18 protein-coding genes are annotated in these 23895 nt (G+C 63.4%); 12 read left to right on the forward strand and 6 right to left on the reverse strand.

Annotation, left to right across the window (positions count from 1 at the left end; all coding sequences use genetic code 11):
- Positions 1-5: 5 nt before the first annotated feature.
- Entirely contained in the window at positions 6-308 is a 303-nt protein-coding gene (clpS, locus tag AC5Y49_RS04550) for an ATP-dependent Clp protease adapter ClpS (RefSeq protein WP_499884555.1), read from the reverse strand.
- Here clpS and AC5Y49_RS04555 point away from each other — a divergent pair.
- The 3 genes from AC5Y49_RS04555 (at position 307) to AC5Y49_RS04565 (ending at position 4285) form a co-directional block, all read left to right on the forward strand.
- Positions 307-1686, forward strand: coding sequence for a nicotinate phosphoribosyltransferase (locus tag AC5Y49_RS04555; protein ID WP_499884556.1), 1380 nt, complete (start codon positions 307-309; stop codon positions 1684-1686). The two genes, clpS and AC5Y49_RS04555, sit on opposite strands and share 2 nt — an antisense overlap.
- Positions 1686-3686 (forward strand): ATP-dependent DNA helicase, encoded by a 2001-nt coding sequence (locus AC5Y49_RS04560; protein ID WP_499884663.1) that lies wholly within the window; start codon positions 1686-1688, stop codon positions 3684-3686. The genes AC5Y49_RS04555 and AC5Y49_RS04560 overlap by 1 nt, the downstream gene beginning before the upstream one ends.
- A gap of 287 nt (positions 3687-3973) precedes the next feature.
- Positions 3974-4285: a hypothetical protein gene (locus AC5Y49_RS04565; protein ID WP_499884557.1), complete on the forward strand. Its 312-nt coding sequence runs from the start codon at positions 3974-3976 to the stop codon at positions 4283-4285.
- A 198-nt stretch (positions 4286-4483) separates the two neighbouring features.
- On the opposite strand, the gene AC5Y49_RS04570 is transcribed toward AC5Y49_RS04565, so the two are convergent.
- Together AC5Y49_RS04570 and AC5Y49_RS04575 are read right to left on the reverse strand one after the other, a co-directional pair.
- On the reverse strand, positions 4484-5200 hold the full coding sequence (locus AC5Y49_RS04570) for a sensor domain-containing protein (RefSeq protein WP_499884558.1): 717 nt from the start codon (positions 5198-5200) through the stop codon (positions 4484-4486).
- A 1021-nt stretch (positions 5201-6221) separates the two neighbouring features.
- Entirely contained in the window at positions 6222-6650 is a 429-nt protein-coding gene (locus tag AC5Y49_RS04575) for a DUF2510 domain-containing protein (protein WP_499884559.1), read from the reverse strand.
- Between the two features lie 663 nt (positions 6651-7313).
- On the opposite strand from AC5Y49_RS04575, the gene AC5Y49_RS04580 reads away from it, so the two are divergent.
- Positions 7314-7535, forward strand: coding sequence for a hypothetical protein (locus AC5Y49_RS04580; protein WP_499884560.1), 222 nt, complete (start codon positions 7314-7316; stop codon positions 7533-7535).
- Positions 7536-7539: 4 nt separating this feature from the next.
- Here AC5Y49_RS04580 and AC5Y49_RS04585 read toward each other — a convergent pair whose 3' ends face one another.
- Positions 7540-8940, reverse strand: a complete 1401-nt coding sequence (locus tag AC5Y49_RS04585; RefSeq protein WP_499884561.1) for a glycosyltransferase 87 family protein — start codon at positions 8938-8940, stop codon at positions 7540-7542.
- Between the two features lie 214 nt (positions 8941-9154).
- On the reverse strand, positions 9155-10546 hold the full coding sequence (locus AC5Y49_RS04590; protein WP_499884562.1) for a glycosyltransferase 87 family protein: 1392 nt from the start codon (positions 10544-10546) through the stop codon (positions 9155-9157).
- Positions 10547-10734: 188 nt separating this feature from the next.
- Between AC5Y49_RS04590 and AC5Y49_RS04595 the strand changes: the two genes are divergently transcribed.
- Entirely contained in the window at positions 10735-12558 is a 1824-nt protein-coding gene (locus AC5Y49_RS04595; RefSeq protein ID WP_499884563.1) for a S9 family peptidase, read from the forward strand.
- A 58-nt stretch (positions 12559-12616) separates the two neighbouring features.
- On the opposite strand, the gene AC5Y49_RS04600 is transcribed toward AC5Y49_RS04595, so the two are convergent.
- Positions 12617-13741 (reverse strand): BTAD domain-containing putative transcriptional regulator, encoded by a 1125-nt coding sequence (locus AC5Y49_RS04600; protein WP_499884564.1) that lies wholly within the window; start codon positions 13739-13741, stop codon positions 12617-12619.
- A 645-nt stretch (positions 13742-14386) separates the two neighbouring features.
- Between AC5Y49_RS04600 and AC5Y49_RS04605 the strand changes: the two genes are divergently transcribed.
- The 7 genes from AC5Y49_RS04605 (at position 14387) to AC5Y49_RS04635 (ending at position 23894) form a co-directional block, all read left to right on the forward strand.
- Entirely contained in the window at positions 14387-16246 is a 1860-nt protein-coding gene (locus tag AC5Y49_RS04605; RefSeq protein ID WP_499884565.1) for an arabinofuranosyltransferase AftB family protein, read from the forward strand.
- A 60-nt stretch (positions 16247-16306) separates the two neighbouring features.
- Positions 16307-16546, forward strand: a complete 240-nt coding sequence (locus AC5Y49_RS04610) for a hypothetical protein (protein ID WP_499884566.1) — start codon at positions 16307-16309, stop codon at positions 16544-16546.
- Positions 16547-16938: 392 nt separating this feature from the next.
- The gene (locus AC5Y49_RS04615; RefSeq protein WP_499884567.1) at positions 16939-17604 is read left to right on the forward strand and encodes a vWA domain-containing protein; all 666 of its coding nucleotides are present in this window, start codon (positions 16939-16941) and stop codon (positions 17602-17604) included.
- Between the two features lie 250 nt (positions 17605-17854).
- Positions 17855-18712 (forward strand): protein phosphatase 2C domain-containing protein, encoded by an 858-nt coding sequence (locus tag AC5Y49_RS04620; RefSeq protein WP_499884568.1) that lies wholly within the window; start codon positions 17855-17857, stop codon positions 18710-18712.
- A 181-nt stretch (positions 18713-18893) separates the two neighbouring features.
- A complete protein-coding gene (locus AC5Y49_RS04625; RefSeq protein WP_499884569.1) occupies positions 18894-19592 on the forward strand; it encodes a DUF2510 domain-containing protein in 699 nt (232 codons plus the stop codon).
- 31 nt (positions 19593-19623) lie between these two features.
- Positions 19624-21213, forward strand: a complete 1590-nt coding sequence (locus AC5Y49_RS04630; RefSeq protein WP_499884570.1) for a serine/threonine-protein kinase — start codon at positions 19624-19626, stop codon at positions 21211-21213.
- Between the two features lie 104 nt (positions 21214-21317).
- Positions 21318-23894, forward strand: coding sequence for a serine/threonine-protein kinase (locus tag AC5Y49_RS04635; RefSeq protein WP_499884571.1), 2577 nt, complete (start codon positions 21318-21320; stop codon positions 23892-23894).
- The last annotated feature ends 1 nt before the right edge of the window (position 23895 follow it).

Here is a 23895-nt window from a genome sequence, read left to right on the forward strand (position 1 = left end):
CGATCTCACCGGTCCTGCTGCATGGTGGCCCACAGTCCGGCGGCATGCAGCTTGGACACGTCGACCTCCATGGACTCCCGGCTGCCCGACGACACCACGGCTTTGCCTTCGTTGTGCACCTGCAGCATCAGTTTCGTGGCGTGCGGCTCGCTGTATCCGAATAACTTCTGGAAGACATACGTCACGTAGTTCATCAAGTTGACCGGGTCGTCCCACACGATGGTGACCCATGGACTGGCCGTGACCTCGACCGCATCGGCCTGGCGTTGCCCGCTGGTTCCCGGTTTGGCCGGCGCTGACGCAACCATGACTTCCAGGATACCGAGCAATTGCGCTGGCCACGTCAGCCGATACCGTTGCGGTGTGGACGACTCGGCCTGCGCTGGGCTGCTGACCGACAAATACGAGTTGACGATGCTGGCGGCAGCATTGCGCGATGGGACGGCTCGCCGCCGGACTACTTTCGAGCTGTTCGCGCGACGGCTGCCGGCAGGACGGCGGTATGGGGTGGTCGCCGGCACCGGCCGGTTCCTGGAAGCGTTGCCGCGGTTCAGGTTCGACGATGCCGCACTCGCGTCACTGGCGGAGTTCCTCGACGCCGAGACCTTGCGCTATCTCGGCGACTATCAGTTCCGCGGCGACATCGACGGGTATGCCGAGGGCGAGCTGTATTTCCCCGGGTCGCCGGTGCTTTCAATACATGGCAGTTTCGCCGAATGCATCGTGTTGGAAACACTGGCGTTGTCGATCTTCAACCACGACACCGCGATCGCTTCGGCCGCTGCACGCATGGTCAGCGCCGCGCAGGACCGGCCGCTGATCGAGATGGGGTCTCGGCGCACCCATGAGCAGGCCGCCGTCGCCGCAGCGCGTGCCGCCTACCTCGCCGGCTTTGCCGCATCCTCCAACCTCCAAGCCCAGCACCGATACGGCGTACCCGCCGAGGGCACGGCCGCGCACGCCTTCACCCTGCTGCACACCGGTCGCGACGGCCCCGACGAGACGGGCGCATTCCGCGCCCAGGTCGACGCGCTGGGCGTCGATACCACGCTGCTAGTCGACACCTACGACGTCACGTCCGGGGTGGCCAACGCGGTGACCGCCGCCGGAACCGAACTCGGTGCGGTGCGCATCGACTCCGGTGAGCTGGGGGTACTGGCCCGCCAGGTCCGCGAGCAGCTCGATCGGCTGGGTGCGACGCGAACCCGCATCGTGGTGTCCGGTGACCTCGACGAGTTCGCGATCGCCGCATTGCGCGCCGAGCCAGTGGACAGCTACGGGGTCGGCACTTCGCTGGTCACCGGGTCGGGTGCCCCAACGGCGAACATGATCTACAAACTGGTCGAAGTCGACGGGATCCCGGTGCAGAAGCGCAGCAGCCGCAAAGAGTCTGTGGGCGGCCGCAAGGAGGCGCTGCGGCTGTCCCGCCAGAGCGGGACGATCACCGAGGAGGTCGTCTATCCGGCGGGTCGTCCCCCCAAAACCGCCGATACCTGCCGCCCGTTGACGATTCCGCTGGTCCGCGGCGGCGAGTCGGTGGTCGAGGTAAACCTGGGCGTGGCGCGCACGCGGGTGGCCGCCGGCTTGAGAAGCTTGCCGTGGGAGGGTCTGATGTTGTCGCACGGCGACCCCGCGATTCCTACGACCCAGATCCCAGTCCCGCAGCACCAAATCGACCAGGAGTAATCACGACCGAGCTGTCCGTGCCCGACCTGCTGGCCACCGCGGTGGCGGCGCTGGGCGGCAGTGAGCGCAACGGCCAGGTGCAGATGGCCGCCGCCGTCGCGCATGCTTTCGAAACCGGCGAGCATCTTGCCGTGCAGGCCGGCACCGGCACCGGAAAGTCGTTGGCGTACCTGGTGCCTGCGATCCTTCGCGCAATCACCGACGACAGAACAGTCGTGGTCTCAACCGCCACGATTGCGCTGCAACGCCAACTCGTGGACCGCGACCTGCCCCGGCTGGCCGACTCACTGATTGAAGCCCTGCCCCGACGACCCGAGTTCGCGCTACTCAAAGGTCGTGGAAACTATCTGTGCCTCAATAAGATTCACAATGGTTCGGTCAGCGATCCCGACGGCAGGCCGCAGGAAGAGTTGTTCGAGCCGATGGCTACCAGCGCGCTGGGCCGCGACGTGCTGCGTCTGGTCGAGTGGTCATCGAATACCGAAACCGGCGACCGCGACGAGCTTCGGCCAGGCGTGCCCGACCGATCCTGGGGCCAGGTCAGCGTTTCGGCGCGAGAATGCATCGGCGTCGCACGCTGCCCGTTCGGTACCGATTGCTTTTCGGAGAAGGCCAGAAGCCGCGCCGGCGCCGCCGACATCGTCGTCACCAACCATGCACTGCTGGCCATCGATGCCATCTCAGAAGCCGCGGTGCTGCCCGAGCATGACCTGCTCGTTGTCGACGAAGCCCACGACCTTGTCGACCGGGTGACCTCAGTCGCGACGGCCGAACTGTCGGCGACCGCGCTGGGCGCCGCCCATCGGCGCGCCGCCCGCCTGATCGATCCCGAACTCTCCGAACGCCTGGAGGCCGCGACTGCCACGCTTTCAGCGGCGATCCACGACGCATCACCGGGGCGAATGGATCGCCTCGACGACGAGATGGCCAGCTATCTGACAGTGCTGCGGGATGCGTCGGCCAGAGCCCGATCGGCCATCGACACGGCGCCGAGCGACCCAAAGGCTGCCTCGGCGCGCGCGGAAGCCGTAACCGCACTGACCGATATCAGCGACACCGCGGCGCGCATGCTGGCCTCGTTCATCCCGGCGATCCCTGACCGCACCGACGTGATGTGGCTGGACCACGAAGACAACCGCGGTAGTGTGCGGGCGATCTTGCGGGTCGCGCCCCTTTCGGTGGCAGAGTTGTTGCGCGGCCGGTTATTTGAACGCTCTACCACGGTCCTCACGTCGGCAACGCTGGCCATTGGCGGCAGCTTCGACGCGATGGCCTCGGCCTGGGGGCTTACCGGCGGCGACGACCAGCCTCCGTGGCGCGGACTGGATGTCGGTTCGCCATTTCAGCATGCCAAAGCCGGGATCCTTTACGTTGCCGCACAATTGCCTCCGCCGGGCCGCGACGGCACCGGTTCCGCTGAACAGCTGAACGAGATCGCCGACCTCGTCACCGCCGCGGGTGGGCGGACGCTCGGATTGTTCTCCTCGATGCGCGCGGCACGGGCAGCCGCCGAGGCGATGGGCCAACGACTTTCGACACCAGTGCTGTGTCAAGGCGACGACAGCACCGCGGCACTGGTCGAGCAGTTCGCCGACGATCCCGAGACGTCGCTGTTCGGCACGCTGTCGCTATGGCAAGGTGTCGACGTGCCCGGCCCGTCGCTGTCGTTGGTGATCATCGACCGAATTCCGTTCCCGCGGCCCGATGACCCCCTGCTCTCGGCCCGCCAGCGCGCGGTGGCCGCGCACGGCGGTAACGGCTTTATGGCCGTGGCCGCCAGCCATGCCGCGTTGTTGCTGGCGCAGGGCGCCGGGAGGCTGCTGCGGGGTATGGATGATCGCGGCGTGGTCGCGGTGCTCGACTCCCGGATGGCCACCGCCCGCTACGGCGGTTACCTGCACGCGTCGTTACCGCCATTCTGGCCGACGACGGACGGCGCGCAGGTCCGCGAGGCGCTGGGCCGGTTGCGCGTCGCGCTGGAGGAGAACACGCTGACTTGACCGTTGTCGCTGGGTTGGTGGGCTGGCCCACGCCAGCGTCAGGTTGCGCTTTCTCATTGGCATCCATTGGCTTTGCGTATCAGTGAACTCGTTTTTAGGTCGGAGGGGTGACAGTTCGAGGGTGTGGTCGAGCCCATACAGATAGCCGATCGCTCCTCCGCCCACGGGGCGGGCCGCAAGGAACTCGCCAAGAATCCGTCAAGAATCCTGTCGTACCTTACGTATTGCCTGCCAGTACGGCTGGCCTCGGAGCATGATGGAACACAGTGGGGAGAAAGGGCTTACAAATGCCAGCCCAGAGCCGCAAGGAAGCGATGGCGATACGGCGGCAAGAGGCGGGGCTGGGGTATCAGGTGGCCTTGAGGTTAACCGCGGTCGCTGCCATCGTGGGCGGAATTGTCAGCATGTTCGCATTTCATGCGCCCCTATACGTAGGCGGTGAGGCCGGGTTCTTCCTCGGCGGGTTCCTTATTGCCCTCATTTATGGCGGCCCCGGGTTCGCCCCCTTTTTCGCGTTGTTTTTGATTCTCTGGTACAACCCGCCCCGGAAAAAAGTGCCGGAGAAGCCGCCGACTACGTCGGGTGGCCCTACAGACTGACGCGTCCGAGGAATTAACCAGTGCGCAGTGGAACAACGCGACCGTCCACCCGGGCGCCTTGGACAACGACCGGATTCCCTGGACCCGTCGTGCTGGTGGGTCCTCGGGCGCTCGTCGAAATCCTCTCGTGGCCTATGCGTTTCGTCGATGCGCATGGCATAGCACGCCGTGCGCCAGCTATCAGCCAGCCAAATGCCGCTATGTGGTAGGTACTTTGGCGGCGATCTGATGCGCGATGTCGACTGCGGCGTCGGACTGAGAGTCGAACTGGTCGAGACTGCACGCCGCGACGTCGATGGCGATGTTCTTAGCCACGGTCAGCGCCCGCTGGCAGGTGTAAATTGCATCGCCGTGCGGTTGGGTGTGGGTGACGCTCAGGGTGCCGTCGGTGTTGGAGACCGGCCCCACGGTGTGCACCATGGCCTGGCCCATCATGGCAATTGTGTATTGCCGGTTGGCACAAGCCAGCCAGCGTTGCGCGGAGGCGGTGAAGAACGCGCTCGCATCCTGTGCGGAGGGAAAGGACACCACAAACTGGTCGACACCATGCCTGAACGAGCTGCCGGGCTCACGGATCTCCTGGCCCAGCACGGCGCTCCACCCACTGCCCTCATAGACTTCGGCTTCCGCTGGGCTGGCTATGGGTTGGCAAGCCTCGTCCGACAACTTCGAAGCCAGGTTGAGCATCGCGTTAGCCGTTCCCCCGACCGTCAATCCGGTCAAGCCCATCGCGGCATTGATTTGGCCGGGGCTGAGTAGCAGCTTTTCCAGCGCGGCCTGAGCGGGAGTCAGGCTCGGAGGGGTCTGCGAGGCAGTGGCGGGCTGCGAGGTGGTTGGCCGGGCCAGAACGAAGTAGCTGGCGACGGTGGCCACGATCACCACGATCGCCGCGATCAACGGCCACGTCGACTGCAAGCGAGATCGGATGGCGCTCGGCTGCGCCGCACCAGCAGATGACTCGAATTCTACCGCTGACGACTCCGCTTCTAGCACACCGTGTTCCGGCTCTGAGTCTCCGACCGGCACCGAGGAGACGCGCGTTTCACGCACCCCGTTGCGACCCTGGCGGGCGGGTCCGACGTTCGTTACTTGTTTGCGTGCACTCTGAAAAAAGGCCAGTGCGCCTAGGAATGCGACAACGACCCCCGCGCCCGCAACATAGATCGCGATAGCGAAACTGGTTGCCAACCCAGGCTGGGAGGTATCGGGGACCCCGCCGGAACCAACAGGGTAAAGAGTCCGCATGCCCCTGTCATTGGCTAGCAGCACGATGCCCACCGCGGCGATAACACACACGCCGATGAGTGACCAGCGCCCAACCCGTTTGCCCTGGCTGGCCTGATAGCCAGTGAGGGCAAGAAAGAACGGGATCCAAAACGCATGCCAGCCGAGTACCTGGAAAAGGCTGTTGTTCCCGACTATTGGTAGCCCATAGGCCGATTGGGCAAGCGGCAAAAACACGGAGACCGCCGTAGCAGCCGCGCCGACGAGGACCAACCCCAACCCGAGTGGGTTCCCGGGCACCGCGTTACCCGCTGCTGCGTCAGCGCTTTCAGGGCGTTGATTTCCGTCCATTACGAACCTCCCGCGAACCGCTGTTGTCAGCGTCCCCGTGCCGACCCGAAGTCAAAAAGCGTGGCCGCGCAACATCATCGGTCACTGAATATTCGGTATGCCAGATAGCTGCTTCAGCACGTCGATTCGAACCGTTGGGCCCCTCCGGCAACCCAAAACAATGCGGACGAATAGGCGCTTCTCGAGCCTTGGCAGTTGCTGCCATATCGTCCCAACTTCCCGAAACACCCGGAACCGCAGCGTAAAGCTGTATCCGGAGGACGGAGTCATACGCCCCTGCTAAGGGTGCGGTAGTTGTCTTGGCGAATTCTTGGAGCGCAAGGCGCTGCCGGCGGCTCACAGCGGAGCGACTACCCTGCGCCTAAGACGCAAACCCATGCGCTTGGTTCTGCTTCACAGCCTCCTGGTGGCACGCGACTGCGGACCAGATGTAGAGGCCGATCCAGGGAATCACTCCGAGGAAGAACGCGAACATTAAGAGCAGAATGATTGGCCACATACAAAGCATGATGAGGCACGTCTTTCTATCTCCTCCCATGAGGAACAAGACGAGCGGTGGCAACAGCAGACCCCCAATTGCGTAGAGGATCGGCATCTTGTACCCGTACGCGTTACCCGCCGGCTGCTGAGGAGCGTGCCCGACCGCGGGTTGCGCCCCGGAGAACGGGGTAAGCCCGGAGCCGGTTGGCGGTGTCTGACCTTGATGCCATTGCTTGCCATCCCAATACATCTGACTGGAATTGCCGGTCGGGTCGGGGTACCAGCCCGCGGGCGTTGGTTGTGTAGCCATGTTCTTTGACTTTCTCCGTACGACGTGCGGGTCCTAGTGCCCTGATGCCGTGGACTGGTCCTGCAACCGCTCCTTGCATCCGTTCACATTGAGGTTTCACCCGACGACTTGGAAAATTCTTGGTGACTTGTGGGTAACTCGGCCCGCTGCGGGCACGGTGATCGAAGCTCGGGTTACCGGTGCGCCCCCATCGGCGGCGCGCCCCGTTATGCGATGTCCCCCCCGGCTGTGACGATGGAACACCCCCAGCAGGTGTCATCCGCGGACACGTTTCCCTCGTTGTCTCCTCACCTGTAGCCGGCGATCGGATTTGGCGGTAATCATCGCACCGGTACGCCCAGAAAATTCGCCGAATGCACAAAACCGAGTAGTCGACGCGCGTCGCATCTGATGCGGCACGTCGAGGCCGGATGTGGTCACTGATGCGCTTCGGTCTTAGTAAACCTTGTAGGGGTCTGGCGATCGAGTGGTTTCCATGCTTTCGGGCCGCCAAAAGTTTCCGCGACATGCGCGACTTTGAGACTACCAAAGCCGCAGAGCGGCTCCTCGCTGCCGCACCGGACTTCTGAAACGCGCTGCAGTGCTTCAGTTTCGACAGGTGATAAGCGCGAAGGCCATTGAGGTCGCGTCGTCGTGGATCAATAACAATATTCTGCAACAGTTTTGGCATCGCGAAGAACTGCGGGCACCTACGACGTCAACTTGGAAGCGGGTGCCGAACGCGACCTCACACCGCTCGACGGTGTCCGACTGTCGCCCACTGTAAGGACTTTCCGAAGCGAAGTGCTCATCGGCTTGAACAAGGACAATCCGCAACTGCACGCCGTGTACCACCTGGACCTGACAACTGGACAGCTGGAGAAGATCGCGACAATGGTCAGTTAGCGAATCATGTCCTGCCTTGCTTGGACTGCGGGTGCGACACCGTAGCCACGGGTGTAGATACGCCGCCGTCTGATGACGAAATTCCCACGGCCGTCGGTGCCGGCGGCTTCGTCGCGGGTCCTTCCCCCGGCGGAAGGCCGCGGCGACTGGCAGGCTTTAGACGGCGCGCGATAAGGCCCGCGACTATCAGCAGGACGGCATAGACGATCAGGTAGAGATTCTCTACGAGCGGCCGCCATTGCACCGATGTCGGCACAAACAACAGACCGATGCGCGATGGCGGAAGGCCATTGGGACGTGCAGATGCCCATGAACCCATCACCGCCCACATTGTGGCTACTCCGGCCCACCACCACGCGTTGGTCAGCGCCCGATGTACGAGGTAGACGATCACCGGTACAAACCACACCCAGTGATGACCCCAGGAAAACGGCGACACCGCGGTAGAGCTCAGCCCTGCAACGGTGAGCGCCAGCAGAGGTTCGCCTCGGCGGTACAGGCGCACGACTACCCACATGCTGATCGCCACCACACAGGCATCGGCCAGCAGCCACAACCACGTTGGCGGCACCGCTCCCGAAAGGTGTGCAATCGCGCCGCGCACAGACTGGTTACCGACACGGAAGAGGGACCTGCTGATTCGGCCGGGGTCAACGAAACTTCCGCGCCAGTACTGCCACGAGTCGCTGGGAAGCACCAGCCACCCCAGCCCGATTGTGGCGGCGAGCGTGACGGCGGCGACCCCGGCGGCTCGCCACTGGCGGACGAGCAGGTAATACAAGATGAAGTAGGCGGGCGTGAGCTTGATGCCCGCCGCGAGGCCGACGCCGATCCCTTTAAGTCGGCTGTGTTCCCCGCGCGAGGCGTCGCACAGCACCAGCAGCATTAGCAGCAGGTTGATCTGTCCGTAGAACAGCGTGGTGCGAACCGGCTCCAAAAACGCGCACGCAAGCGCGAGCAGCGCTGAGATGCCGGCGAGGTAGGGCGTGAGTCGGTAGCCCAATAGCCGGAAACACAGCGTCACGCACGCAATCAGCAGCACAACATTGGTTGCAAACCAGATGTACCTGCCCGCGTCACTCGGCAGCCAGACCAACGGCACGAAAATAAGCGCGGAGAATGGCGGGTAGATGTACAGGAGCAGGCCGCCACCGAGGGGCGTTTCGTAGAGCGGCAGGTCTTTGAGAACGTGGTAACCGCCGTCGCGATACACGTAGTAATCCGCCCATCCCACTAGCAGACCGATGCCGGGCTCCCACAACGCCACGAGCGTGGTCAGCAATGCCACCGAAACGATCGCCGCGACGAGGAGGATCACCACTGTCGACCACCGGAAACCGAGCCGTCGACGTGCGGGCTGAGCATGACCATCCGGTGACTGGGCGACCGCAGCAACATCGCACATCGACCGAGCCTCTCTGGCCCACAACGGACTACGTCAGATCGTTATATACCAACGCAGAACGGGAATGTAGACAAATGGCGACCACCCGTCAGATGCTCGCCTGCGAAAAAGTCACCGATTGTTATCGCGACCGCCTACCTACGAAATCCTCTGAAGGCGAATTAAGCCCGAACGCTTCAGCTCGGGCTGACGGCGGCAATATTCAGTTGGCCAATCAGGCCCCGCCTTGATCGGACGTCGGGTGCGACGCCGTCGCCACGGGTGCCCCGGCGTCCGATGACCAAACTGCCCCGGCCGTCGGTGCCGGCTGCCTCGTCGGGGGTGCTTCCCCCGGCGCCTGGCCGCGGCGACCTGCGCGCTTTAGACGGCTGGCGATGAGGCCCGCGACGATCAGCAGGGCGGCATAGACCATCAGGTGCAGATTCACCAGGGGCTGCCATCGACCCCATGTTGGCGAGAACAGGTACAGACTGACATGCGCCCTGCGTTCACCGGGCCATGTATACGGCCATGAACCCATTACCGCGAACGATGCCACTACCCCGACCCACCACCACGCGTTGGTCAGCGCCCGATGCGCGAAGTAGACGACCATCGGTACGAACCACACCCAGTGATGGCTCCATGAAAACGGCGACACCGCGCAAGCGCTTGATCCCGCCACGGTGACCGCGAGCGATGCTTCTCCGCGGCGGTACAGACGCACGGCGATCCACATGCTGATCGCCACCACGCACCCATCGGCCAGCAGCCACAACCAGGGGGGCGGCACCTCTCTGGTGAGCCGGGCAATCGCTCCGCGCACGGATTGGTTGTCGGGGTGGAAGAGGGACCTGCTGATTTTGCCGGGGTCAACGAATTTTCCGCTCCAGTACTGCCAGGAGTCGTCGGGAAGCGCCAGCCATCCCAGCCCAATTGTCGCCGCGAGCGTGACGACGGCGACCGTGGCGGCTCGCCATTGGCGTACGAGCAAGTAGTACAAGACGAAGTAGGCGGGCGTGAGCTTGATGCCCGCGGCGAGGCCGATGCCGATCCCTTTGAATCGGCTGCGCTCCCCACACGAGACGTCCCAGAGCACCAGCAGCATCAGCAGCAGGTTGATCTGCCCGAAGAACAGCGTGTGGCGAACCGGTTCCAAAAACGCGCAAGCAATCGCGAGCAGTGCGCAGATGCCGGCGAGGTACGGCGTAATTCGGTAGCCAAGTATCCGAAAACACAGCATCACGATTGCAATCAGCATCACGAGGTTGGTCGCCAACCAGATGAATTCGCCAGCGTGGTCGGGCAACCAAGCCAACGGCACAAAAATAAGCGCGGCGAACGGCGGGTAGATGTACAGGAGCAGACCGCCGCCGAGGGGCTTGGCGTAGAGCGGCAGGTCTTTGAGAAGATGGTCACCGCCGTCGCGGTAAACGTAGTAATCCGCACCGCCTACCAGCAGGCCGATGCGGGGCGACCACAGCGTCGGGAGCGTAGTCAGCACTACCACGGAAACGGCCGCCGCGACGAGAAGAATTACCAGTGTCGACCACCGGAAGTCGAGCCGTCGACGTGCGGGGTGAGCATGGCTATCAGCTGGCTGGGCGAGCGTGTCAACTTCGCACATCGACCGAGCCTCTCCGGGCCGCATCGTGTTGGTTCTGATGGTTATATACCAACGCAGAACGGGAATGTAGCAAACAGCGATGACCCGTGCTCGGCGAACAGTAGCCAGGCGGATCCATCCCCATCGACAAATCGGGCACCGTTACCACACGCGGAGGCTTACTCTCCTTCCAGACAGGAAGGCCGCGCATGGCCGATGTGAAGCTCATCCCGCTCGAAGTACTTTTGGGCCACCCAGAACGGATGGCCGCACAGATCTCGCCAGACGGCAGGCGGTTGTCCTATCTTGCACCACTTGACGGCGTGCTCAACGTGTTCGTCGGCGAGGCCGGAACGGGAGACGAGCGTCCGGTGACCCACGACACCGCCCGCGGGATCCAGGGCTACTTTTGGGCCCACGACAACCGCCACATCATGTATGTGCGCGACAACGACGGAAGCGAGAACTTCCGCCTCTACGACGTCGACTTGGAAACCGGTGTCGAACGCGACCTCACGCCGCTCGACGGTGTGCAATGCCGAGTCATCGCTCACAGCAAGGACTTTCCGAACGAGGTGCTCATCGGCTTGAACAAGGACAATCCGCAACTGCACGATGTGTACCACCTGGATCTGACAACCGGACAGCTGGAGAAGATCGTTGAGAACCCGGGCTTTCTTGGCTGGGTGATCAACCACGACCTGAAGGTCCGTGGCGCGGTGGCGATGACGGCCGATGGCAGCGCGGTCATTTCGGTACGCGACGACGAGGCCGCCGACTGGCGGCCGTTGCTGCAGGCACCACCCGAGGATGCGGAATCGACAGGGCCCGTTGGCTTCACGAAGGACCATCTGGGCATGTATATCCAGACATCCGTCGACTCGAACACTGGGCGACTGGTGAAGATGGACATCGCGACCGGTGCCATCCAGGTGATCGCTGAGGATCCCACCTACGACATTGCAGGGGTGATGCGGCACCCCGACACGCGAGAGATCGAGGCGGTGACGGTATACGGCGATCGCCTGGAGTACAAGGTCTTCGACGACGCGGTCCGCGCTGACATCGAAGCCCTGCAGCGGCTCAGCGCAGGCGACTTGGTGATCAGCGCGCGAAACGATGACGACACGACGTGGCTGGTCGCCTTCGACAACGACGCCGGACCCGTGAAGTTCTATACCTGGGAGCGCGCCACCCAGACCGCGACGTTCCTGTTCGACCACCGCCCGCAACTCAACGACTACCCGCTGGTGCCGATGGAGCCTTTCACCTTCGCCGCGCGCGACCGGCTGACGATTCACGGCTACCTCTCCTTCCCGTCCGGCGTCGAGCGCACCAACCTGCCGGCTGTCCTCGTCGTGCACGGCGGCCCGTGGGCTCGAGACGGTTGGGGACTGGACCCCGAGGCACAGTGGCTCGCGAACCGCGGCTACCTGTGCGTGCACGTGAATTACCGCGGGTCCAGCGGCTATGGCAAGAACTTCCTGAACGCGGGTAACCGCGAGTGGGGCGCCAAAATGCACGACGATCTGTTGGACGCCATCAATCACCTTGCAGCGCAGGGCCTTGTCGACCGTGAGCGCCTCGCCATCTATGGCGGATCCTACGGCGGGTATGCTGCGCTGATCGGTGCAACATTCACCCCCGACGTCTTCAAGTGCGCGATATCTATGGTCGGCCCATCCAACCTGAACACACTCATCGAGTCGTTTCCCGAGTACTGGAAGCCGATGATCGCGATGTGGCACAAGCGAGTCGGCGAAGACAGAGATTTTCTATGGTCGCGTTCGCCGCTGTCGAAAGTCGACGACATCCGAATACCCATCCTCATCGCCCAGGGCGAGAACGATCCACGCGTGAAACGGGCGGAGTCAGAACAGATCGTCGCGGCCATGAAAGAGCGTGGGATTGATCACGAGTACGTGATGTACGAGAACGAGGGGCACGGATTGGTTAAGCCCGAGAACCGCCTCGACTTCTATCATCGGGCCGACCGGTTCCTCACCAAACACCTAGGCGGCAGGGCCGAGTGAACTGAAGTACTGCGCAATTTTAGGCGCACGACTCAGGATCGGCGAAGCGACGCTTTGGTTATGGTTGGAGCTCAAAAGTGAACTCGTGGCCGCAGATCCGGATGTGGTCTCCGTCGGCGAGGGTGGCATTGGGATCCAGGGGCCGGTCCTGCACCAACACGCCGTTGGCCGATTTCAAATCAATGATCATGAAACTGCTTCCGGTATCGATGATTACGGCATGACGTCGACTAACTTCGGCATCGTCGAGAACGATGTCATTCTCTGCCAGGCGCCCTATCCGTGTCGCCGGCGCCTGTAGCGGATAGCGCCGACCGGATGCATCGCGCAAACCGGCAACAACAGACCGGCGAATAAGAGCGGGATGCGCGGTGGCAAGGGCACGTGCCGCAGTGGTTTTGCCAGCATGCTTGGTATCCAGACGCTCTTGGCGCAGAATTCGCGTGTGCAGGACCTCGACGGTCGGGCCCGGGTCAATGCCCAGATCCTCAGCCAGCGTCGTTTTGAGCCGCCGATAGGTCTCCAGTGCGTCGGACTGGCGTTCATCCACGTAGTACGCGGTGATCAACTGCGCCCACAACGGTTCACGGTAGGGATGCTCGGCAGCGAGTTCTTCGAGGTCACCGATAACGGCATGGGCCCGGCCGCAGGCGATTTCGGCTTCAGCGCGGGCGATGTGAACCCACACATTGTCTTCCATCAGCGCGGTCGCGAACGGCTCGACAAAGGTGAAGTCGCGTAAGTCATCAAGTACCGGCCCGCGCCATTCGGCCAGCGCGGCCGCCATATGACTACTGGCTTGCTCGAATTGTCCCGCTGCGGCAGCGTGAATGCCCGCAGTCTTCTCGGCGATGAATCGGTCCAGATCGCAGTCGCCGTCAGCGACATACAGTCGATAGCCAGGGGGTGCGCTGGCCAATACCGCATGGGGGTCCACCTCGGCGCCGCCCAGCAGCCCGCGCAGGTTGGAGACGTAGGAGTGGATGCTTGCGCGTGCCGCCGGTGCGGGCGACTGATCCCAGGCGCCGTTGATCAGCGATGCCGTGCTGACCGCACGATTACGGTTGATCAGCAGCATGGCCAACACCGCCCGCTGCTTGGGCGTGCCCAATGCCACCGGCGTACCCGCCACGGTCATCGACAACGGTCCGAGAAGACCAAACTCGAGACGAGTTTCGACCATCGCCTTTCCAGCCCTCCCGGTCGTCGGCGGCGTCGCCTCTTATTGTGACGCGGCCGGACCAATCGGCGACCACGATCGCCGATTTAGGCGACTGGAGCGACCTGGTGGGACGCAATGATCAGGCGGGCAGGCACTGCACCGAATCGTCGGGTCACCGTCTCATGGAGCCGGCACGCCAACAATCCATTGAGAATCCTCCAAGGCGGCGGCGGCAGTCTTTGCGCGACCGGCACTTTACGACATCGCCGGCATGCCGTTTCTGAGCCGAATTTCGTCCGGAGAAGGACCAGGACCATGACAACACCCTGGACCAAAGCACGGTCCGCGAAATCATGATCTGCTGCCGGACCTGGAGCCCCGCAATGTGTCCCTCTTGATCAATCCGGGTTACCCAGAGCCACAAACATTACTGTTAACTCTTTTCCCAAACGAGTTGCAACGATCAGAAGTATGTGATATTTGGCGCTACCGGTTGCGGCGCGGGTCCGCCGTGTCCAAGGAGGTCTCACCCATGGCCGTTCTAGCAGGGGGTGACACAGCACTGTGTCCGGGTACGACCAAGCTGACCGCTGCGCAGTGGACGCACGAGGGTGACGACAGTAGGAATCTCACTTCCGACCTGTCCTGCCCTCAAATCCGCGGGTCATGAGCACAATCATCGGCCCGCCGGCCGAAGCCTCGCAGACGACAACTCTGCCGCCGGCCCGGCGCGACCTGCTGCCGCCTGAGGCAACCCCCCCGGCCGCCTCCCGTGCGCCCAACCCGGATGCCGGCAGCCGGTTCCGGATGTCCGACCGTGCCACATCGTTTATCACCCTGGCCGTCGGTGCCCTGGCCGTCGTGCTCTTCAGCGTGCTCGCCTTCGAGCACCGCTGGATTAGCGACGATGGCATGATCGTGGTCCGCGAGGTACGGCAGATTCTGGCCGGCGCCGGCCCCAACTTCAACCCGTTCGAGCGCGACGAGGTTGACACCAGCCCGTTGTGGACATGGCTGTTGGCCGCGCTCGCGTTCCTCGCCCGCGGTGACATCGCGGTCGACGCGGTCATGCTCGGCCTGGTACTCGCGGTCGCCGGCATGGCGCTGGCGTTACGCGGCAGTGTTACCTTGCACCGGCAGTGCGGTGCGACCGGCGTGCTACTACCGGTGGGCGCCCTGGTACCCCTTGGGATCCTTGCGTTTTGGGAGTTCGCCACATCCGGACTGGAAACCGGTCTTTCCCTCTTTTGGCTTGGCCTGGTGTGGTGGCTGCTGGTGTCGGTCACCGAAAAGACAAGCCGCGCACGGCTTACCACGGTTGCGATCGTGGTCGGCGTCGGTCCGCTCGTCCGGCCGGACTTCGCGTTGGCCACCGGCGTATTCGGGATCACGCTGCTGCTGATCGTGCGGCCGGGCTGGCGACGCGCACTTGCCTACGCCGGGATTGGCGCGCTGCTGCCGGCCGGGTATCAGATCTTCCGCATGGGTTATTACGGCATCATGGTTCCGATGCCGGCCCTGGCCAAAGAAGCCGGCGACACTCTGTGGGGACGCGGGATCGGATACCTCACCGACTTCTTCGACCCCTACCGACTTTGGATTCCGCTGCTGCTGATCGCGTTTGTCAGCGTCGGATTGCTGCGCAACCGGACCGCAATCGACCGGCGCCGTACCATCCTGTTCGCCGCGCCCGTGCTCACTGGCCTACTGCTGGGGTTGTACGTAGTTAAGGTCGGCGGCGATTACATGCATGCGCGCATGTGGATTCCGGTCATGTTCGCGCTGCTGTTGCCGGTGATGATGCTGCCGGCCGGACGCGCCAATCTGGTTGGCGCCCCGCTGGTCACGGTGTGGGCCTTGGTCGCCGGGCTGGGCCTGCACCCGCCATACCAGGGGCAGCACTACGGCCCGGGCGACATCGCGAACGAGCGCGCTTACGAGACGGTCCACTACGCCGGTAGCCCGGACCTCACTACAACCGATTCGCGCTTCCGGAATTTCAACGAGTTGCCCATGCTCGTCGGCCTGATCGACCGCGGTGACCGCACGCTAGTGATGGGCATCGGGAGCCCACACAGTGCACCGTGGACCATCCCGATGTCACCGTCGGTGCCAGACAGAATTGGCTTTGTGTACCACAACATGGGTGTCGCGGCCGCGGTGATGCCGCTAGACGGCACCGTGATCGACCCGAACGGACTGGCTTCCCCAGCGGCCGGCCATCTGCTGCTGCAACAGCGCGGTAGGCCGGGTCACGAGAAGTGGCTGCCGCCTGCGTGGGTGTTGGGCGAGTACGCCGACCCCGCCGCGATCAACAACATGAAAGACACGAAAGAAGTGACGAAGGCGCAAGCGCTTGCGGCTCGGCATGCCCTGTCCTGCACCAGCCTCAAAGAACTCATGGATTCGGTGAATCAACCAATGAGCCCGGCCCGCTTCTGGCACAACTTGACCGGCTCGCTGTCCCGCACGAGCCTGCGGATCCCGGCCGACCCGCTCGCCGCCGAACGCCAGTTCTGCCAATAGCTGCCCAGATAGGGAGGTAAAACCATGAAGTTCCAAGCCCGTATCGCGCAAAGGTTTCCCATGAAAGTCGCTCTGACAGCGCTCTCAGTAGCCGTCATTGCCTCCGCATTCGCGCCAGCTCGGCCCGCCCAGGCCGTGCCCTGCGCAACCCCTGATGGCAGCGTCACCGCGGCGTGCAACGACTGCCTCCACGCCGAAGCCCAAGCCAAACACGACCCAGCCACGATCGCGCTCAAATGCGGATACCCCGGCACTGTCGCATCGCCTAACCAGATGGACCCGCCGGGACACAGTCCGTAACCAGTTGGGCGCGTGGGATTCCGAGCCTTAGTAGCCCTGATTCTGCGTCGGTGATCGACGGACCATCCAGAGCCGCACGGCGGTTGGACCCAGCGCGTCGCCCCGGGCTGAAACCTCGACCGATCCCGCGAGCGGGCGCTGACTGTGACAAATGGGAGGAAGGTTGCCGTTGCCTCTTGTAGTGCGGCGCCTCGAAGGACGGGTCGCGGCCTACCAAGAGTGTCACCCCAGCGCTTGCGGCCATTTCGCGCCTAGTAGCCAGCCGGCTTCATGTTTTGGCTAATGCCAAAGAAACGGTCCCCATGGGCGAGTGCGGCAGTACACTTTGACCGCCGAGTTACGGCGGTTGTGCTGGTCAGCCCAGCCACTCGGAGAGAGTGGGGTGTCCTGTGGTGGAGCCCAAAGGATCGATTCTTCTGGTCTACTTCGTTGCCGACGAGTCCGGCTCGATGGGCCGCAATATCGACGAACTCAACAATGGCCTAGCTTCGTTGCACGACGCATTGCAACGAGAGTCCTTCGCCGCCGCCAAGGTTCGGTTATCGGTGATCGGCTTTTCCGATACTTCGTTTACCTACCTTGAACCCGCCGACTTGCGTGTCCTCCAGGGGATGCCGGTGCTGACCGCGCAAAGCCTGACCTCGTATGCCGCGGCATTCGACCAACTCGCCTACCGCATCAGCGTCGACGTTCCCAGCTTGAAAGCTCAGGGGTACACCGTGCATCGGCCCGCGGTGTTTTTCTTGACTGATGGGCTGCCGAACGAAAACGAGGATTGGCGCTCAGTTCGAGCGAACTTGCTAACCCAACCCGCGGCGCCCAACATCCTTGCCTTTGGCATTGGGGATGCCGACGCGGCCGTCATAGGTGAGGTCGCGACCAAGCCCCACTTCGCCTTCGTTGCCGCCCGCGGAGTCGATGCGGGCGCGGCGATCTCCGAGTTCCTCACCTCGCTGACGCAGTCGGTCATCAGCTCAGGGCAGGCCATCGCGACCGGCTCGGCTGAACTGCAATTCGAAAAACCAGAAGGGTTTACCTTAGCCGTCGACGTCGTGTAGGCGAACGCTCATGATCGCGTGGCGAAACCGAAAGCACGGGGGACCGCGCGACGAGGACTCTGCTGCGCCGCTCCCACCGCCGGCAGTGCAGCCAACAGCTTCCCCCGCCGAGCCGATAGCACCGAGCGCAGCGGAGTCTGACATTCCAAGGGTTGCCGAAGTCGTTGGGGCCACCGTCATCCCGCAAATCACAGTCGGGTCACCCTCGCCGGCGGTGGAACCATCAGCAATTGCTACGGAATATTGCTCGTTGCCTTTTCGTCCCGATGTGGTGATCGATGGGTGGTCCACCGACGCCATGACGGTGCGGGGCGTGTCACAGCGCGGACACCTGCACCGCTATAACGGGGCGCCACGCCAAGATGACTTCGCGGCGCATCTTCTCCCTGATGGACGCGTGGTTGTCCTTGTGGCCGACGGTGTTTCGGGCGCATTACAGTCGCATATCGGCGCGAGCACCGCCATCAAGCAAGCCGCCGAATGGCTGCATTCTCAGTTGAGCGACGACATCGTCGGCACCGACTGGTTGGCCCTGCTCAAAAGCACCGCGTGGGCGCTCAACGAACGAGCGCAAAACCTTCTGGGACTTGACGCCCCCAATCCGGTACGCGCCGAGCAGGAACTCGCAACCACTTTGGTGTGTGCGATCGTCGAACCCACCGGCCCAGGAGCCCTGCGCGCTCATCTGGTGAGTGTCGGCGATTCGGCTGCATGGCTGCTCTCAGCCGGCCAGTTCGTCGAGATCCTCGCCGGCAAGGTGCCCGCAGAGTCGGGGATCGCCTCATCCGCGGTTGTTGGGTTGCCTCGCGTGCCAACCGAAGTCACGCCCCAAGTGGTCGATGTGGCCAACGGCGATGTGCTGTTGATCGGCACCGACGGAATCGGTGATCCGCTGGGAACCGGACAAGGCGGGGTGGGCGATTTGTTCCGCGAAGTCTTGACGAAAGCGTCGGCGCCTTCGCTGATCGAGTTCGCCCACGCGGTGGACTTCAGCCGGGAAACCTTCGACGACGACCGGACCTTGGTTGCAGTTTGGCCGCGAATACCGGTGGATCCCGAGACCGCGGTGCAGCCTCGGAAACCCAGTGCCGTGGAAGGACTGCAATGACACCGCGGGTGATCGAACATGACGGGTCGGCTGTGCTGACAATGTTCGACCAAGGCGCGCCAAGGATCCTCCAAGGCCATTCCGCCAGTGTTGCCGTGACTTCATTAATCGATACCAGCGGCCAGCCCGCGCGATCACGCCAGTCGCGCCGCTGGACCTCTTCCCCGAGGAGAAGAAGCTGATGACTCAGCCACGGGGCGCCGACTGGTACCCGGACCCCAGCGGCGAGCCGGGCCGGATGTATTGGGATGGCCAACAATGGCACAACGACATCCCTGAGACACTGCCACCGGCCGACCAGCCCCGTGCTCGGGCGATCCCAACGACTGCGCAGCCTCAGCGCGGTGCAGCTCTGATCGCCGCGCTTTGGGTGGCCATCGCGGCCTTGGTCGGCACGGTCGCCGTCGCCGGCTATGTGCTCGTGAAGCAGTCCCACCGGTCGCAAACCCCGACCGCACAACCGGCGCCGGCGTCTTTAGTCCCAACCGCGCAATCCCCACCCACTTCAGCGCAAAATCCGCCACTGGCGCCCCCGCCAAGGGCGGTCCCCACGTCGGCGTACTTCAAGACCTTGTCGGGGACGGGCTGTCTAGTCACCGCGGATCAGGTCACATGCCAGACGTGTATCCCGGGAGAGGTCATTACCAACGCCTATACGTGTACCGATCCCGCGCCCGAGGTAGCAGTCAACACCGTGGGCATCGTCGATCGAAATCCTGCAGATATCGGCTCGTCTTCGGCGATGCAGCAGCTCTCGAATGGCCAGACCTATCACGCCAACGGCTGGACGATCGTGGCCAGCGGCGGCTGGTCGCGCTTCATCAACGATGCGACCGGCCACGGAATGGCCGTCGCAGCCCAGAACTTTGACTCGTACTGACCGGGTCGATAACGCTCGTGGGAGGTTTGCGATGACGCGGCCGGTGATCGCGCGTGACAGGTTGGGTGTGTTGGCCAAGATCGGTCAAGGCGGCCAAGGGGTGGTGTATCGGGCGCCCAACGTCAAGACCAAGTTCGCGACGTCGATGGTTTACAAGGAATACAAGGCCTCGATGCGCGCCGGAGTTGATTTCAGCGCGCTAGCCGCCATGCCCGCGCTGGTAGAGGACTCACTGACTTACGCCCAGGCTGAACGGCTGATCTCAACTGCGGCCTGGCCCTGCGCCCTCGTCGAAGACGACGGCGCCCCAACGGGCTTCGTGATGCCGGCCATCCCCGACGAATTCTTCATCGACCTGACCACCGTCAAAGGCGTGTCAAAGACCACCGCAGAATTTCAGCACCTGCTCAACCACTCCTCAGTGCTGGCCGCACGCGGCCTCAACATCACTGACGCCCAACGCTATACGTTGTTGCGTGAAGTCGCCTCCACGCTGGCATTCATGCACAAACACGGCGTCTGCGTCGGCGACATCTCACCGAAAAACCTGCTATTCGCCCTGACCCCACACGAAGCCGCCTACTTCATCGACTGCGACGCCATGCGCATCAACACCGTCTCGGCGCTGCCCCAAATGGAAACCCCGGGCTGGGACGCACCCCCCGGTGAAGAACTAGCCACCATCTACACCGACACCTACAAACTCGGACTGCTGGCCCTGCGCCTGCTCGCCGGCGACCACGACACCAAAAACCCCCACCACCTACCCCCCACCACACCAGAACTACTGCGCCAGATCATCACCGACACACTGACCAACCAACCACACCAACGCCCACTACCCGAAGCCTGGACCTACGTACTGGGCCACGCCATCGAACACGCCCAACACCAAACAAAGATGGGAGCAGCCGCAGCGGCTTTACCCAGCACCCCACTGGAGCCGCCACTCATCCCCATCGTCCACTCCAGACCTTCAACGCCCACTCCACACTCCAGACCGCCAGCGCCACCGCCACCACCGCCGCCGGGATGGGCGCCACCGCCGGCGTGGGAGCCACCGGCAGCCAGCTCATCCAAAGCGGCACTCTGGGTTGGGGTCGGGCTGGTGACCGTGGTTGTCGCCGCGCTGATCGTGGTCATCGCCGTACTTGCCACCAAAGACAACTCCGCCCCATCGGCCACACCGGCAACCACCAGCGAGGCATCGGCCTACCCGTCCGATTCCGAGGCAATCGCGCAACCCGGGTCGCCATCATCGGAGGCGCCACCTTCGACCAGCGCCGGCATACCGGGGTTGGCGCCGTTCGTGCGGGAATGGCGCGGGGCGCGGGAAAGTATCGTCATCGACACTGCCGGCACCGGGCAGTTCCATTACATGATGGACTGCCCGAGCTGTACGTCAATGGCTGACATACCTTACAACACACTGGATTTCAGGCTGATGTCGGTTTCAGGCGACACCGCCAGTGGGATTGTCACCGCCAGCTCGGATCCACAGTTTTCGGTAGGTGAGCCAGTGGCAGCCAGGCTGGGCGAGCTGGACACCATCCACTGGACCATCGGCGGTAAGGACGAGGGGCTCTTCTGCGGCTCCAATCCCTCGTGGTGCGGCGGCTGAAAGACGAGATGCGAAGGGGACCGCGGGATGTGGCCGAGCTCGTTGTCGAATCGACTGTGAGCACGGGGGTGGTTCGCTAGCATGAGCCAACGGGGGATGCGGTGATGGAGGCCGCAGTGGACGAGGTGGGTTTCGGGCGGTACCGGCTGATCGCGTTGATCGGCGAGGGCGGCATGGGCAAGGTGTACAAGGCCCATGACGACGTGATCGGCCGCGATGTGGCGATCAAAGTGCTGCCCACCGAACTAAGCATTGAGCCCGGTTATCGGGAACGGTTTCGCCGCGAGGCGTACACCGCAGCCCGGCTGACAGAGCCGCACATCATCCCGATTTACGACACCGGAGAAGTCGACGGCCAGCTGTATCTGGTGATGCCGGTTATCGACGGCATCGACTTGCACGGTCTGCTGGCTCGTGACGGGCCGATGAACCCGCAACGGAGCGTGCAGGTGATCACGCAACTGGCTGCAGCGCTAAACGCGGCGCATGCCGTCGGGCTGGTGCACCGGGACATCAAACCGTCGAATGCGCTGGTGACGGGCGACGACTTCGTGTACCTGATCGACTTCGGGATCGCTCACGACGCGGCGGCCACCAAGCTAACGAATACCGGCATGATGGTGGGTACGTGGGCCTACATGGCCCCGGAGCGCTTCACCACCGGTACTGCTGATGCCCGCGCCGACGTCTACGCACTGGCATGTGTGCTCTACGAATGTTTGACCGGTGCCCCACCCTTCCCCGGTGACAGCATGGAACAACAAATCGGCGGACACCTGACGCTGGACCCGCCGAAACCCAGCCGCGTCAATCCCGCCGTTCCAGCGGCCTTCGACGACGTGATCGCAGCGGGCATGGCCAAAAACCCCGATCAGCGCTATCAGAGCGCCCGGGAGTTGGCCACCGCCGCCCAGCAAGCCCTGACCACTACCACCACAGCAGGCACTCCGCGCTCCGCTCCCACCTTGCTGGCAGCCGCGGCCCAACCTGCACCCGCAGCCGACACAGACCAGCCACAGCCCGCCGACTCGACCCTGGCCGCGGCCCCGCCTTCCCAGCAGCGTAGAAAGCCGGCGAAGGCGCGGCCGGTGATCGCGCGTGACAGGTTGGGTGTGTTGGCCAAGATCGGTCAAGGCGGCCAGGGGGTGGTGTATCGGGCGCCCAACGTCAAGACCAAGTTCGCGACGTCGATGGTTTACAAGGAATACAAGGCCTCGATGCGCGCCGGAGTTGATTTCAGTGCGCTAGCCGCCATGCCCGCGCTGGTGGAGGACTCGCTGACGTACTCCGAGGCTGAACGGCTGATCTCAACTGCGGCCTGGCCCTGCGCCCTCGTCGAAGACGACGGCGCCCCAACGGGCTTCGTGATGCCGGCCATCCCCGACGAATTCTTCATCGACCTGACCACCGTCAAAGGCGTGTCAAAGACCACCGCAGAATTTCAGCACCTGCTCAACCACTCCTCAGTGCTGGCCGCACGCGGCCTCAACATCACTGACGCCCAGCGCTATACGTTGTTGCGCGAGGTCGCCTCCACGTTGGCGTTCATGCACAAACACGGCGTCTGCGTCGGTGACATCTCACCGAAAAACCTGCTATTCGCCCTGACCCCACACCAAGCGGCCTACTTCATCGACTGCGACGCCATGCGCATCAACACCGTCTCGGCGCTGCCCCAAATGGAAACCCCGGGCTGGGACGCACCCCCCGGTGAAGAACTAGCCACCATCTACACCGACACCTACAAACTCGGACTGCTGGCCCTGCGCCTGCTCGCCGGCGACCACGACACCAAAAACCCCCACCACCTACCCCCCACCACACCAGAACTGCTGCGCCAGATCATCACCGACACACTGACCAACCAACCACACCAACGCCCACTACCCGAAGCCTGGACCTACGTACTGGGCCACGCCATCGAACACGCCCAACACCGGACAAAAGCCAAAGCAGCAGCGGCAGCACCAGTCAGCGTCGCACCCGATCCGCCGCCCATCCCCATCGTCCACTCCAGACCGCCAACACCTACCCCACAGTCCAGACCACCGACGCCTACTGCACAGTCCAGACCGCCAGCGCCACCGCCGCCACCGCCGGCATGGGCGCCACCGGCAGCCAGCCCATCGAGGACGCCAGTGTGGGTCGGACTCGGTCTGGCGACCGTCGTCGTCGCCGCGCTGATCGTGGTCATCGCCGTACTTGCCACCAAAGACAACTCCACCCCATCCGCCACACCGACAACCACCACCGAAGCTTCGACTTACCCGTCCGATTCAGAAACCACCTCGACGACGAGTTACGCGAATACACCGACTGCGTCGGTGCCTCCGCCTGATTTGGTGCAGACGCCGGACTCTTACGGTGTGAACTGTTCCGACGGGTATCACCGCCCGGACCGTTCAGGGTGGGCGACGAACTCAGGGCGTGGTACCACTGAAACGTCTTGTCTATTTGCGAACAATGTTCTGCAGTCCTATTGGAACACCTATCCCTCGCCGAGCCGCGACTCGCGTGAGGTTGTCGCTGGCGGCACGGTGCCGTGCGGTGATGTGAGTGCGAAGGCAAGTACACCCATCCCATGCTCCGGCAACGACTTCCTGATGACGTGCGTTGCCAATGGCGACGACCCCTGGATCACGTGCACAGGAGGCAATGACGCCAAGGTCTACCTCTACTAGA

This window comes from Mycobacterium sp. NGS62, from assembly GCF_059812285.1.